The sequence below is a fragment of the Novosphingobium subterraneum genome (genome assembly GCF_000807925.1).
GTDB classification, from domain to species: Bacteria; Pseudomonadota; Alphaproteobacteria; order Sphingomonadales; family Sphingomonadaceae; genus Novosphingobium; species Novosphingobium subterraneum.
On the sequence record NZ_JRVC01000012.1, the window covers coordinates 16467 to 28669 of the forward strand.

The window sequence follows — 12203 nt, forward strand, 5'->3', positions numbered from 1 at the left end:
TCTTGTGCCCTTTGCCACAGCATAGGCGCGTCGATGCGGCAATGCCAAGTGATACACCGGCAATGTGTGACGAAATGTCGCGGTCAGGCGTCAGAAGCCCTCGAAAGTCACTGCCTCTTCCAGTGCCGCGCGAGGTACCTCAAACCGGTTTATGGCTGCGTCCTGATCGCGATAGCCGATCGCCAGCCCACAAAAGAACACATGATCCTCGGGGATGGCGACGCATTCCCGGACTTGCTTCTGATAAACAGCCCAGGCCTCCTGCGCGCAGGAATCAAGCCCTTCCTCACGCAACAGAAGCATGACCGTCTGCAGCCACATGCCGATATCCGACCACTGCGGCGGCCCCATGTAGCGCGGCGTGTGGACCAGCATCAGCACTGGCGCACCGAAGGCCCGGAAGTTGCGCATGAACTGGGCCAGGCGACCGCGCTTGTTGTCCCGTTCGATGCCAAGCGCAGCGTACATCGCTTCGCCCACACCAAATCGCCGCGCTTCGTAAGCACCCTCAAGATCCGGCGGATAGATGGCGTATTCGGGCGCGTGAGCATTGCGCCCCATTGGTATTACGGCTCCTACGGTTCTGACCAGCCGGTCGAGCGGCTCACCCGAAATGACGTGGGCGTTCCAAGGTTGGACATTGCCACCCGAAGGAGCTCTTTGCGCCTTCGTGAGGACACGCTGAAGGATGTCGAAAGGTACGGGGTCCGAGCGAAAAAGACGCACCGATCGCCGCGTCAGCACTGCCTCGGTTACGTCCATCGAACCGCTTCAGAAACCGAGGAATCGCACGTTTCCGTCGATCGGCTCGCGCTGGCGACTGAAGCCGTTCACGGGATTGCCATCATCACGGTATCCAATCGCAATGCCGCAGAAGAAGATGTGGGTCTCATCAGAAACGCCAATGAACTCCTTGATAAGCTTGGCATACATCGAGAGGAATTCCTGGGGGCAGGAATCAAGCCCCTCTTCGCGCAGAAGCAGCATGAACGTCTGCAGCCACATCCCGACGTCCGACCACTGCGGGGGGCCCATGCGACGATCGAAATAGCAGAGCAGCACCGCCGGGGCGCCGAAAGACGTGGCATTGTTGCGAACGAAGTCGGCCCTTGCATCCGCATCGGCTCGTCCCACGCCCATCGCCTGATACATGGCGGCTCCGACCGCATGGAGGCGAGCCTTGCATTCGGGAATGACCTCGGGATCAGACCACGAATATTCGATCGGATCCTGCATCGGTGACGAAAGCATCTTCGCCTGCAACTCGGCCAGGGGAGCGCCGGTCACAATGGTCGCTTCCCAAGGTTGAAAGTTACAGCCAGACGGCGCCCACCTTGCCTTGTCCAATACGCGACGCAAGGTTTCGAGCGGCACAGGGTCAGGCTTGAAAGCCCGGATGGAACGACGGGAAAGTACGGCTTCGCTGACGGTCATCGTGCTCATGCCGGATTAACTGCCCGGTTAAACCGACATCGTCAAGCGGGACCTACTCGTCCTCGAAGAGATCCGCCAACTGTTCGATGATCGTGCCGCCCAATTGTTCGGCATCCATGATCGTCACTGCGCGGCGGTAATATCGGGTCACATCGTGACCGATGCCGATCGCGACAAGCTGGACCGGCGATTGCTTCTCGATCCAGTCGATCACCTTGCGAAGGTGCTGTTCCAGGTATCCCGCGTTGTTGACGGACAAAGTGGAGTCATCCACTGGAGCACCGTCGGAAATGACCATCAGGATCCGGCGGTCCTCGGGCCGGGCCAGCAGCCGGGTATGCGCCCACAGCAGCGCTTCGCCGTCGATGTTTTCCTTGAGCAGACCCTCGCGCATCATCAGGCCGAGATTCTTTCTCGCACGGCGCCAAGGCTCGTCGGCCTTCTTGTAAACGATGTGGCGCAAGTCGTTGAGACGGCCCGGCTGCGAAGGCTTGCCACCGGCCAGCCATGCCTCGCGGCTTTGCCCCCCCTTCCACGCGCGGGTGGTGAAGCCGAGCACTTCTGTCTTGACCCCGCAACGCTCAAGCGTGCGCGCAAGAATGTCGGCGCTGATCGCTGCGATCGAGATGGGGCGCCCGCGCATCGATCCGGAATTGTCGATCAGTAACGTGACGATGGTGTCCTTGAACTCGACATCGCGCTCGATCTTGTAGGACAGCGAATGACCCGGCGAGATCACCACGCGGGCAAGCCGAGCCGCGTCCAGCAGACCTTCTTCCTGGTCGAAGTCCCAAGACCGGTTCTGCTGCGCCATCAGGCGACGCTGTAGCCGGTTGGCGAGGCGCGTGACCACGCCCTGCAGCCCCTTGAGCTGGGTATCAAGGTAGGCGCGCAGACGGGTCAGTTCTTCCTCATCGCACAGGTCATTAGCCGAAACGACCTCGTCGAACTGCGTGGTGTAGCTCTTGTAGTCGAAGTTCTCGGGCAGGTCGGTCCAGGGACGGTTCGGGCGCGTCGGCAGCATGCCCTCCTCGCCCTCGTCGGCCATGTCCGAATCGGCCGCATCGTCGTCCTGTTCGATTTCCTGCTCGGACTCCGAATCCTCGTCGCCCTCGCTGGTGTCGCCAGCCACTTCGGACGGTTGCTGCTCCTGATCGTCGGAGTTCGAGGGCTCTTCCTCGCCCTCGTCTTCCTGCTCCTCGCCCTCGTCGTCCTGCGTGTCCTCATCCTGTTCGGACGCGGACTGCGTCAGGTCGAGATGCTGCAGCATGTCCAGTGCAAGCTGCTGAAACGCCCGCTGGTTGTCGAGCGAGAGGGCAAGGCCTTCGATGTCCTGGCCAACCTTGCTCTCGATCCAGCTGCGCACCATCGCCATGCCGGTATCGGTCGACGCCGGGGATTCCTGTCCCGTCAGCTTCTCGCGCAGGAGCAGCGCAAGCGCGGTTGGCAGGGGAACGTCCTCGGGCTTTGCGGCGCGACTGATCGGGTCGGAGGCCATGCGCATGGCGAGGGCCGCACCGAGGTTGCCGCGCATGCCGGCATAGGCGTTCGCGCCAAGCGCCTCGTAGCGGACCTGCTCCACCGCATCATAGCAAGCGCGCGCCAGTGCCTCGGTCGGCGCATTGCGGCCGTGCATGGCAGCGTTGTGATGGCGCAGCCGCAGCGCCATCGAATCCGCATGACCGCGGGCTTCTGCTACCTGCTCTGCCGGGAGCGAACGCCCTGGCATTGGCACGCGCATGGACTGCCCGGACTGCACCGGCGCATCCGCCGTCCACGCCACCTCGACCTCGGGATCGAGCGAGATCGCCCGCGCAGTGCCGGTCAGCACCGAACGGAAACGGTCGAGGGGAGTTTCGTCAGCCAATGCGCAAATGCCCGTGATTCAGAACGTTCAGCCGATCTTCTGACCGGTCTTCGCCCAGTCCGCAAGAAAGCCTTCGATACCCTTGTCCGTAAGGACATGTTTGAACAGGCCCTTGATCACGGCCGGGGGCGCAGTGATCACGTCGGCACCGATGCGTGCGCTCTCCAGCACGTGAACGCCATGGCGGATCGAAGCGACGAGGATTTCGGTCTCGAACGCATAGTTATCGTAGATCAGGCGAATGTCGCGGATCAGGTCCATGCCATCGAAGCCGTTGTCGTCATGACGGCCGACAAACGGCGAGATGAAGGTCGCGCCGGCTTTGGCCGCAAGCAGCGCCTGATTGGCCGAGAAGCAGAGCGTGACATTGACCTTCGTGCCGTCGCTGGTCAGCGCCTTGCAGGTCTTGAGACCGTCAATCGTCAGCGGGACCTTGATGCAGACGTTGTCGGCGATCTTCCGCAGGATCTCGGCCTCGCGCATCATGCCTTCGTGGTCCAGCGCCACGACTTCGGCCGACACCGGACCATCGACCAGACCGCAGATCTCACGGGTGACTTCAATGAAGTCCTTGCCCGCCTTGGCAATCAGGGTCGGGTTGGTGGTCACGCCATCAAGCAGGCCAGTGGCAGCAAGGTCGGCGATTTCGGCGGTATCGGCAGTGTCGACGAAGAACTTCATGGGACGAGGCCTTCCAGCAGGGAGAAGTGATTCCCCCGTGCCTATAGGGAAAGCCTCGGCCAATGTCAGTGCCCGAGCATGCGAATTTGTCAGACTATTTCAGGCCAAAAGCGGCCATCAGCACCGGATCGTTGGTCGAACGAGGGTCAGAACGGATGGCGGCCTCTTCCCGGCCGATTGCGCGGAAGATTGCATTGTCCGCCTCATAGGCCAGCGAATTGGCAATGCCGCCAACGTCAACACCTGTCAGCGCGCCAAGGACCTGCCCCAGCAGCGGGTCCCGGCTCACCCGGATCGCATCGCCGAACTCCGGCACCATGATCTCGACAAGGCTCGTGCCCATCTCCTGGTGCAGGAACGACGTCGCCCCCATCGGATCTGAACCGCGCAGCAGCGCGAGCGCATTGCGAATGCCGATAGTGCGCACCGCGTCCGTCACTGCAGGCGCTGCGCGTTCCGCCGCATCATAGGCCATGTCGTTGAACGCCCGCTGCAGCCGGTCCCTGACGATCGGTCCGGTCAGGATCCGCTCGAGCACGCCGCCGCGGTTTCCGATAGCCTGGGGCAGGGCAAGCCGGGTTACCTGATCGTCCCAGAACCCGCCCGGCGCCAGCAAGCGCGCAAAGGCCCTATCGGTCGACAGGAACAGCAGCCGACGCACGGCCTCTTCCAGCGAGAACTGCGGATAGCTCGCACAGCCGGAAACGGCGAGCACGGCAGCTGACGTCATGCCGCCAAGCAGGACCCGGCGGTTCAGGATGGTGGAAGCCTGCGACACGTTTTTCTCCTCAATTCCTTTGCGCCCGGGCTTTGCCCGTTGCGATGCAGCCCCATATAGACCGGCGAACATGAACCGCGTCCGATGCCTTGTCTTCAACTCCGCGCTCGGCCCGCTCGACTATCGCGTGCCCGCCGGGATGGACGTGGAACCTGGCAGCGTCGTGATCGCACCGCTGGGGCCGCGGCAGATCATCGGCGTGGTCTGGGAAGCGGAACGGCTGCCGGGAACTGAAGTTCCGGATGCCAAACTCCGCCCATTGCTTCAGGTTCTCCCTGTCCCTCCCCTGCCCGCACCATTGCGGCGCCTGATCGAGTGGACTGCCGACTATTACGTCGCGCCGCTTGCGGCAGTGGCGCGCATGGCGCTGTCAAGCACGGCCGCACTGCAAGGCGGCGGCACCGTCACCGAATATCGCCTGACCGGCCGCGAGCCGGAACGAATGACGCCCCAGCGTCTCATCGCTCTGGACCTGTTGCAGGACCAGCAGGCAACGATCCGCGAACTGTCGGAAATCGCCGGGGTCTCCGACGGCGTGCTGCGCGGCATGGTCAATGCCGGGCTGCTTGAACCGGTGGTGGTCGATTCGGACCGGCCCTATCCACCCGCGGATGCCGGTTTCGCCTCTCCCGACCTGTCGGATGAGCAATCGGAAGTCGCCGCCCGCTTTGTCGAGGCGGTCAATAAGCATGACTTCCACCCGTTTCTGCTCGACGGCGTGACCGGCTCTGGCAAGACGGAAACCTATTTCGAAGCTGTAGCAGCCGCGATTGAGCATGGGCGGCAAGTCCTCGTGCTCCTTCCGGAAATCGCGCTCACAGAAACCTTCCTCAAGCGCTTCGAAGCGCGCTTTGGGGTACCGCCGGTCACGTGGCATTCCTCGCTGAAATCGTCCGAACGGCGGCGCGCGTGGCGGGCTGTGGCAGCAGGAACGGCGCAAGTGGTGGTCGGTGCACGCAGCGCACTGTTCCTGCCCTTCGCCCGCCTCGGCCTCATCGTCGTCGACGAAGCGCACGAGATCTCGTTCAAGCAGGACGACGGGGTGCGCTACAACGCCCGCGACGTCGCAGTCATGCGCGCTCATTTCGAGAAAGTGCCAGTCATCCTTGCCAGCGCCACGCCGGCGCTGGAAAGTCTGCAGATGGCCGAAGCCGGGCGTTACGAGCGGGCGGTCCTGCCCGCACGCTTTGGCGGGGCGACGATGCCAGACATCCAGATTGTCGACCTGCGCGAGCAACAGCCCGAGCGCGGACACTGGATCGCGCCGCCATTGGTCGAGGCACTGAAGGATCGGCTCGCCAAGGGCGAGCAGTCACTGCTTTTCCTGAACCGGCGCGGCTATGCTCCGCTTACCCTGTGCCGGACCTGCGGCTATCGGTTCCAGTGCCCCAACTGCTCGGCCTGGCTGGTCGAGCACCGCCTCTCGCGCCGCCTCGCCTGTCACCATTGTGGACACGAGATCCCGCCGCCCGATGCCTGCCCCGAATGCAGCGAGCCCGATTGCCTTGTCGCCTGCGGCCCCGGGGTTGAACGCATTGCAGACGAGGTTGCGGCGATCCTGCCCGAAGCCCGCGTCGCGCTGGTCACTTCCGACACGCTGACCAGCCCCGCGAAGGCTGCAGAGTTCGTCGAGATGGCAAGCAACAAGGCGATCGACGTGATCGTCGGCACCCAGCTTGTCACCAAGGGCTACCACTTTCCGGAACTCACGCTGGTCGGCGTGATCGATGCCGACATGGGCCTCGAGGGCGGCGATCTTCGCGCAGCCGAACGCACCTATCAGCAAGTGGCGCAAGTCGCAGGCCGCGCCGGCCGTGGTGAAAAGCCCGGCGAGGTGCTGATCCAGACCCGGCACCCCGAAGCGCCGGTTATCGAGGCCCTGGCCAGCGGCGACCGTGACGCCTTCTACGCCGCCGAAGCCGAAGCCCGGCGCGATGCCGGAGCGCCACCCTTCGGACGTTGGGCCGCGATCATCGTTTCAAGCGAGGACGAAGCCGAAGCGCGCGACGCTGCTCGCGGGATTGGAGGTTCGGCGCCGCGACTGGACGACGTGCTGATTCTCGGGCCTGCCCCGGCGCCGCTGTCGCTCCTGCGCGGCCGCTATCGCTACCGCCTGCTGATCAACGCACGCCGCTCCACCGAACTGCAGCGCGTAATCCGCGACTGGCTCGATCCCCTGCGCTTCCCGCCGGGCGTCCGTGTCGCCGTGGATATCGATCCCTACAGCTTTGTCTGACGCTTAGGGGGCCTGACCCTTAGAGGCAGGTTGAACCAAAACGTCACTCGGCCATTCCGCAAGGATGACCGGCCCCGTCCTCGTTCCGATCCTTGGCGACCAGCTTTCGCCTGACATCTCCAGCCTGGCTGATCGCAAGCCGGACGACACCGTGATCCTAATGATGGAAGTGGCCGAGGAGACCACCTACGTCCTCCATCACAAGGCCAAGATCGCGCTGATCCTCTCGGCCATGCGCCACTTCGCCAAGGAATTGTGCGAGGCTGGCTGGACGGTCGACTACGTTCGCCTTGATGACCCGGAAAACACCGGCAGCTTCACCGGCGAAGTTGCCCGCGCCATAGCTCGCCATGACGTACGCGGCGTGCAGGTGACCGAGCCAGGGGAATGGCGGGTGCGGCAGGCAATGGAGCAGTGGCGCACTGACCTCCCGGTCCGCGTCCGCATTTTGCCCGATACCCGCTTCATCTGCCCCCTGCCCGACTTCTTCGAATGGGCGGCAGGCCGCCGCGAGTTGCGCATGGAATGGTTCTACCGTGAAATGCGCCGCAAGACCGGGCTTCTCATGGACGGTGACAAGCCAATGGGAGGTCGCTGGAATTTCGACGCGGAAAACCGGAGAGGACCCGAGAAGAGCCTCGCGCCGCCAGTTCTCCCCGCGTTCAAGCCGGACGAGGTGACGCACGAGGTTCTCCAAATGGTCGCCGAACGATTTGACAGGCACTTCGGCTCGCTCGGCAACTTTGCCTGGCCGGTTTGCAGGGCCGAGGCGGAGCAGGCAAGAGACGCCTTCCTCAAGGACCGTCTGCCAATGTTCGGCAGGTATCAGGACGCAATGGTGACGGGGCAGGATTTCCTGTTTCACGCCGCACTGTCCCCCGCGATCAATATCGGCCTCCTGGATCCGCTCGACCTCTGTCGCCGTGCCGAGATGGAATGGCGCGAAGGCCGCGCACCACTGGAAGCCGTCGAAGGCTTCATCCGCCAGATCATCGGCTGGCGGGAATACATCCGCGGCATGTACTGGCTGGAAATGCCGGCGCTCGCCGAAGCCAACGGCCTTGATGCCCACCGTCCGCTACCCGACTTCTACTGGACGGGCGACACGCAGATGCACTGCATTGCCGAATGTGTCCGCACCACGCGGGACAATGCCTATGCCCATCACATCCAGCGGTTGATGGTGCTCGGCAATTTCGCTCTTCTTGCCGGCCTTGACCCTCGGGAAGTGGCGGAATGGTATCTGATCGTCTTTGCCGATGCCTATGAATGGGTCGAACTGCCCAACGTGGCAGGCATGATCCTTCATGCCGACAAGGGCCGTCTGGCGTCCAAACCCTACGCGGCCAGCGGCGCCTACATTGATCGCATGAGCGACTATTGCGGCAAATGCACTTACGACGTGAAGCAGAAGACCGGCCCCGGCGCCTGCCCGTTCAATGCACTCTACTGGCATTTCCTCGCGCGGAATGAAAATCACCTGTCGAGCTATCATCGGCTCGCCCAACCTTATGCCACGTGGCGAAGGATGGACGAAGACCGGCGTGACGAATACATTGCCAGTGCCGAGCTTTTCCTGAACAGTCTTTCCCAAAAGCCCTGAACTTCGGGCCGGAACCGATCCGCATACGGTCGTGCTTGCCGATAACGAAAGAATGAAGGACTGCTCTTGCGAACTTTTCCGGCAATGGGTGGTTGATCTGGCGTAAATATTTCTGGCTTGAAGATTTTCCTGCGGTCCATCGCATTTGGGACAAGCATCCTCGTCTCGGCAACTACTCCAGCATCGGCAGAAAGCTGGTACAAGCTCGATTCCCGCCATTTCGTGCTGCACAGCGCGGGCAGCGTCGAACTCGCCACAAAGTTGTCGAATGATCTCGAACGATTCGATTTTCTGGTCCGGCAGATGTTCGGCATTCCCGATGATCCCAATGCCATGCCGCTGCCGATATATCTGCTGCCCAACAAGGCTGCAGTTGGCGCATTGTACAAGGTCCCGGAGGTAGCGGGATTCTTCTCGCATGACATCGAAGGCCGCTTCATCGTCTCGCATCGCGAGGTTGCCATGTCCGAGCTCGAACTTGGCGCCCAGGCAACCTTGTTCCACGAATATGCCCACTTCCTGATGTTCCGAAACTTCCGCTTCGCCTATCCCTCCTGGTACGTGGAAGGCTTTGCGGAGTATCTTTCCACCGTCGAATTTGACAGTCAGGGTCGCTTCGATCTTGGTCGTCCGGCCCGTCATAGAGCGTGGACCCTTGCGCGGGACGATATGCCCCTGACCGAGGTTCTGGCTGGCAAGCAGGGGCGCAATTCGGATCTGTTCTACGGCAAGTCCTGGCTGCTGGTACACTTCCTCAGCACAAGCGAGGAGCGGAAGGGCCAGCTCGGCAATTATCTCTCGCTCGTGGCAGGTGGAATGCCGCCCGACGAAGCCGGCACCGCTGCATCTGGTGACCTCAAGAAGCTGGATCGCGAACTCGACAAGTACATGCGCGGAAGCATCAAGTTCTCGCGCTCCGCTACGCCCTTGCCGCAGCCTGCCGCCCCTGCCCTCGAACGCTTGTCGCCAGTCGATTCGGCCATTGTTCCCCTCCACCTTATGCGCTTCATCGACAAGCGTGAGGAAGAGGCACTTGGCGAACTGCGCCAGATCGCGCTGGCAAATCCGCAGTCCGCCAATGCCGCTTACGAGGTGGCAAGAGCAGCACAGGCGCTCGCGAACAGCACCGAAGATACGGCCAAAGAAATCGCGTTGTGGAACGAGGCCGAGAAGTTCAACGAACTTGGCTTGAAACTGGCGCCGTGGATGGCGCGGGCGAACCTCCTGAAGGGCGAGATCGAGATGCACCGGCTCGGGAACGTGTCCATAAGGACGCCCGAACGGTGGACTGCGGCCCGAGGCTGGGTCAACAAGGCCAGCGACGCATAACCTTACGAGTCCTTCGCGATCTGGACGCTGTTCCAGAGCTACAGCAGCGAGTCGGCGGATATACCCGGCTCTGCGCGCTACGCCTTGCGACGGGCACTCGAACTTGCGCCGGAAGCTAACAGCATACGCGCAGCCTTTGCTTGGGACCAGGCGAACCAGGGGCGGTTCGATGACGCTATCGCCCACGCACGCATTCTCGCCAACGATCCTCACGGCGGACAGTACGGCAAGTCTCTTCGCGCCAGGATCGAGCGTTGGAAGTCAACAGGGCAACCAGAGAAACCTTGTACGGCAGAGGAAGACGCCTGCGAAACTAAATGATGCCTCGGCACTGGCGAGCCGACCGGTCCGTCAGTGCCGCGCCCACATGGGTGGCCGTATGCCACCCTGACGGACGACGCGCAGGAGCAGGAACAACCCTGCGCCAGTCGCCACCAGCATGGCGATCACGCTTGCCTCCAGACCGAACGCACCGCCAGTCAGCCAGTCAGGCCCGTTGCGTGTTGTCGCCAGCAGGCCATCTGGCGTGGCGCCCCCTGAAACCGGCACGCTGAACACCCAGCCTTGGGTGAAATTCCACGCGGCATGAATGCCGATCGGGATCCACAGCCTTCGTTTCCAGAGGTATGCCGCGCCGAGCAGGATGCCGGCTTCCATGGCAATGGCGAAGGCGGCAAAGAAGGTCGCTCCCTCGTTTCCCAGATGAGCCGCGCCGAACAATGCCGAGGTAATGCCAAGCGCCGCCCAGGTGCCCAACAGCGCCTCGATGTGTCGCAGCAGGATGCCCCGGAACAGGATTTCCTCGAACGTGCCGGATGTCACCGCCATCGCAAGCATGGCCCACAAGGCCCCAATGCCGTTCACGCCTTCGACCGCAAACCCGCCCAGGACGGCGACGATCCCTGTCATGAGGCCGAACAGTGCGGCCCCGATGAAGAATCCAAGAGACACTTCACGCCCGAACATGACCAGCGGCAGTTCATCATTCCCGCGTCGCTCGATCCATCGCCGACAAGCGAGGTACGTCGTGATGGCCAGTGCCGCGGTGATCAGGGCGGCAAGAAAGTCCAGGAAGGTATCGTCCGGCACCACCCTCTTCAGCAACAGCGAAGCCAGCGACGCCACGAAGGCAACAAGCCCGAATTCGATGATGATCAGGACTGCGGGAAAACCGACGATCCGCCGCAACAAGCTTTGCCTTGCCGGTCCGGAAACATCATTCATGCTGGCTCCCCTTCTGGTGCCGTTCCTTGTCGAGCAACCTTTGCTTGATCTCGAGCCCGTAGGCGTAACCACCGAGAGAACCGTCCGACCGGATCACGCGGTGACAGGGAATGAGCACCGCCACGTTGTTCGCCCCGTTTGCGGTGCCTGTTGCACGCACCGCGCCCGGTTTGCCAACGGCTGCCGCGATTTCTGCGTAGGAACGGGTCTCACCAGGCGGTATCTGTCGCAAGGCCTGCCACACAGCCTCCTGAAATGACGTTCCCTTCACGTCGATCGGAATATGAGAATGATCGCCCGGAGCCTCGACGGCCGCGATGACCTCCTCCAGCAGATTGGCGAAATCCGCCCCCCCTTCTTCCAGAGCGGCCTCGGGAAAGCGCCGCCGCAAAGCTTCGTCGCTCTCGTTGAACGCCAGACGGCAGATGCCTTTGTCGGTCGCAGCGACGAGCATGTTCCCAAGAGTTGTGGGAACGACTGCCCAGCGAATCCTCACTCCCCTCCCACCATTGACCCAGGCCGATGGCGTCATTCCCAACCGCTTCCCAGCAGCCGAATAAAACCGCGAAGGTCCCGAGAAACCGGCATCGTAGATTGCATCGGCAACCCTTTCCGTTCCTGAGAGCGCCTCGGCCATCCGGGCATTTTGCAACGCCCGCGCATAGGCTGTTGGCGACAGTCCCGTTGCCTTGGCAAATACGCGCTGGAAGTGAGTGGGCGAATACCCGCAGCGTTTCGCCAGATCGGCCAGACCCACCGGTTGGCCCGCCGACTTGATAGCCTCGATAGCCGTCAACACGGCGCGCTCGTCGCGCGATACATCATCGGGGGAGCAACGCAGGCAGGGCCTGAGACCTGCCCCACGTGCAGCCTCCCCATCTGGGAAGAAGCGCACGTTTTCGCGGCGGGGATGCCGTGCAGAGCAGGACGGTCGACAGTAAATCCCCGTGGTCAGCACACCTGTGACAAAATGGCCATCATAAGAGCGATCGCGTGCCAGCACCGCCGCCCACGCCTCGTCGTCGGCAATCTTCGATCCACTCGTCATAGG

Annotated in this window: 10 protein-coding genes; 3 read left to right on the forward strand and 7 right to left on the reverse strand. The window is 62.5% G+C overall.

Going from position 1 to position 12203, the window contains the following annotated elements; translation table 11 throughout:
• Nucleotides 1-90: 90 nt before the first annotated feature.
• The 5 genes from NJ75_RS12625 to NJ75_RS12645 all read right to left on the reverse strand — a co-directional run bounded on the left by NJ75_RS12625 (nt 91) and on the right by NJ75_RS12645 (nt 4760).
• The gene (locus NJ75_RS12625; RefSeq protein ID WP_039335035.1) at nt 91-762 is read right to left on the reverse strand and encodes a nitroreductase; all 672 of its coding nucleotides are present in this window, start codon (nt 760-762) and stop codon (nt 91-93) included.
• A gap of 9 nt (nt 763-771) precedes the next feature.
• A complete protein-coding gene (locus tag NJ75_RS12630) occupies nt 772-1443 on the reverse strand; it encodes a nitroreductase (protein WP_322788218.1) in 672 nt (223 codons plus the stop codon).
• Nucleotides 1444-1486: 43 nt separating this feature from the next.
• A complete protein-coding gene (gene cobT, locus NJ75_RS12635) occupies nt 1487-3301 on the reverse strand; it encodes a cobaltochelatase subunit CobT (RefSeq protein ID WP_039335038.1) in 1815 nt (604 codons plus the stop codon).
• Between the two features lie 27 nt (nt 3302-3328).
• On the reverse strand, nt 3329-3982 hold the full coding sequence (gene fsa / locus NJ75_RS12640; protein WP_039335041.1) for a fructose-6-phosphate aldolase: 654 nt from the start codon (nt 3980-3982) through the stop codon (nt 3329-3331).
• A 94-nt stretch (nt 3983-4076) separates the two neighbouring features.
• A complete protein-coding gene (locus NJ75_RS12645) occupies nt 4077-4760 on the reverse strand; it encodes a DUF4197 domain-containing protein (RefSeq protein WP_039335044.1) in 684 nt (227 codons plus the stop codon).
• A gap of 70 nt (nt 4761-4830) precedes the next feature.
• Between NJ75_RS12645 and NJ75_RS12650 the strand changes: the two genes are divergently transcribed.
• The 3 genes from NJ75_RS12650 to NJ75_RS12660 all read left to right on the forward strand — a co-directional run bounded on the left by NJ75_RS12650 (nt 4831) and on the right by NJ75_RS12660 (nt 9928).
• A complete protein-coding gene (locus tag NJ75_RS12650; RefSeq protein ID WP_039335046.1) occupies nt 4831-6996 on the forward strand; it encodes a primosomal protein N' in 2166 nt (721 codons plus the stop codon).
• A gap of 64 nt (nt 6997-7060) precedes the next feature.
• Entirely contained in the window at nt 7061-8599 is a 1539-nt protein-coding gene (locus NJ75_RS12655) for a cryptochrome/photolyase family protein (protein ID WP_039335049.1), read from the forward strand.
• Between the two features lie 117 nt (nt 8600-8716).
• On the forward strand, nt 8717-9928 hold the full coding sequence (locus tag NJ75_RS12660) for a hypothetical protein (protein WP_039335052.1): 1212 nt from the start codon (nt 8717-8719) through the stop codon (nt 9926-9928).
• A gap of 351 nt (nt 9929-10279) precedes the next feature.
• Here NJ75_RS12660 and NJ75_RS12665 read toward each other — a convergent pair whose 3' ends face one another.
• Together NJ75_RS12665 and ada are read right to left on the reverse strand one after the other, a co-directional pair.
• A complete protein-coding gene (locus NJ75_RS12665; protein ID WP_039335055.1) occupies nt 10280-11152 on the reverse strand; it encodes a CPBP family intramembrane glutamic endopeptidase in 873 nt (290 codons plus the stop codon).
• Complete coding sequence (ada, locus tag NJ75_RS12670) at nt 11145-12200, reverse strand: bifunctional DNA-binding transcriptional regulator/O6-methylguanine-DNA methyltransferase Ada (protein ID WP_039335057.1); 1056 nt, start codon at nt 12198-12200, stop codon at nt 11145-11147. Before ada ends, NJ75_RS12665 begins: the two co-directional genes overlap by 8 nt.
• Nucleotides 12201-12203: the final 3 nt, after the last annotated feature.

Excerpts from the sequence above, each read along its gene's own strand:
- NJ75_RS12625 (WP_039335035.1), bottom strand. The coding sequence starts at position 762 with ATGGACGTAACCGAGGCAGTGCTGACGCGGCGATCGGTGCGTCTTTTT.
- NJ75_RS12630 (WP_322788218.1), bottom strand. The coding sequence starts at position 1,443 with ATGAGCACGATGACCGTCAGCGAAGCCGTACTTTCCCGTCGTTCCATC.
- fsa (WP_039335041.1), bottom strand. The coding sequence starts at position 3,982 with ATGAAGTTCTTCGTCGACACTGCCGATACCGCCGAAATCGCCGACCTT.
- NJ75_RS12650 (WP_039335046.1), top strand. The coding sequence starts at position 4,831 with ATGAACCGCGTCCGATGCCTTGTCTTCAACTCCGCGCTCGGCCCGCTC.
- NJ75_RS12655 (WP_039335049.1), top strand. The coding sequence starts at position 7,061 with ATGACCGGCCCCGTCCTCGTTCCGATCCTTGGCGACCAGCTTTCGCCT.
- NJ75_RS12665 (WP_039335055.1), bottom strand. The coding sequence starts at position 11,152 with ATGAATGATGTTTCCGGACCGGCAAGGCAAAGCTTGTTGCGGCGGATC.
- ada (WP_039335057.1), bottom strand. The coding sequence starts at position 12,200 with ATGACGAGTGGATCGAAGATTGCCGACGACGAGGCGTGGGCGGCGGTG.